The organism is Rhodospirillum sp. A1_3_36 (assembly GCF_047263945.1).
Lineage (GTDB): Bacteria > Pseudomonadota > Alphaproteobacteria > Rhodospirillales > Rhodospirillaceae > Rhodospirillum.
This window is the reverse complement of the sequence record NZ_JBLAVB010000101.1, coordinates 1-1,046: the sequence shown is the minus strand read 5'-3', so window position 1 is coordinate 1,046 and position 1,046 is coordinate 1. Positions and strand designations below refer to the sequence as shown.

Here is a 1,046-nt window from a genome sequence, read left to right as displayed (position 1 = left end):
GGGGCATGGTTGGTGGTCTGCCGGGCTGGAAGACGGCCATCTCGCCTTTCAGGCTGGGACGCATCCGGCTGTCCCACAGCCGTTGGGCGGCCAGGCGATAGGGATCCGGGGGCGGCGCCGGGGGCGGCTGGGGCGGCGGCGGCGAGGCGGGGGCGCGGGAATGGCCCAGGCCGTCGGTTGATCCTCGGGCAGGGCGGCGGGAGGCTCGGGCTCTGGCGGGGGCAGGCAGAGGCCGGAAAACGTCAGGCCTAGGACCAGGGCGATGTCACAGACGGCGCTCATTGTCCGCTCTCCGCGCCGTCATAGCGGATGCAGAGATAGCTGGCGCCCGATTTCAGGGTGATGAGGGGGCGGGTGCTTTCGACAATGAAGGTGTCGCCATCGACCCTTGTGTTCACCAGCTCGTCGATCTCGTCCACCACCACGTAAGCTGTGGGAAGTTCGATGTCCTTCCAGCGGTCGCCGAACTTGATGTAGGTGAAATAGTCGTCGCGATAGACGGTGCGGGGCTTGAGGGTGTTGTCACTGCCCCAGAGGCTGTAGTCCCCCCAGCCGCGCAAGGTCGAGGGGGTAGGGAAAGGTTAACCGAGCCATTGGAACCCCTCACTGTTGTAGTCGATGGGATCGCAGGCGCAGGGCGAGAGCTTCATTTCATCTTGGCGATGGAGGTAGCCTCGGCCAGGAAGGCCGTGCCCAGCCAGCCCAGGGCGATGGCGACGAGGATCTTCGGGTTGTTGGCTGTCTCCGCAATCAATGACGTATTGGACATCCCGGAGCACATGGGCAAGGCAAACCTGATGGACCTGAGCCAGATCCTGTTGCCCGACATAGCGATCCGAGATCCAAACCTCTGGCCGGTGGCCGTCCAACACGGTTTCGGCCACGCTCTTGGCCCGTCGGGGCGCGATGTCATGGAGAACCGCGTCCTTGGCGAGGAAAACCCAATGCCAGTGGGGCACGCCCTCGATACGGGTCATGGTCTCGTCCGAGGCGATGACCTGGGCCTTGACCAACCGCTCGCGGATCGCGGCCCGGGCTTTTTCCAT

Annotated in this window: 2 protein-coding genes and 1 pseudogene; all 3 read right to left on the bottom strand. The window is 64.7% G+C overall.

Annotated elements, in window-relative coordinates; genetic code table 11:
- Positions 1 to 48 precede the first annotated feature (48 nt).
- Positions 49 to 282, bottom strand: a complete 234-nt coding sequence (locus ACLIRY_RS27195; protein WP_413208536.1) for a hypothetical protein — start codon at positions 280 to 282, stop codon at positions 49 to 51.
- Entirely contained in the window at positions 279 to 560 is a 282-nt protein-coding gene (locus ACLIRY_RS27190) for a TrbG/VirB9 family P-type conjugative transfer protein (RefSeq protein ID WP_413208535.1), read from the bottom strand. Before ACLIRY_RS27190 ends, ACLIRY_RS27195 begins: the two co-directional genes overlap by 4 nt.
- A gap of 150 nt (positions 561 to 710) precedes the next feature.
- Positions 711 to 1,046: pseudogene (locus ACLIRY_RS27185) on the bottom strand (IS66 family transposase); the annotation flags it as partial.

Coding starts and splice junctions, on each gene's coding strand:
- ACLIRY_RS27195 (WP_413208536.1), bottom strand. CDS start 282: ATGAGCGCCGTCTGTGACATCGCCCTGGTCCTAGGCCTGACGTTTTCC.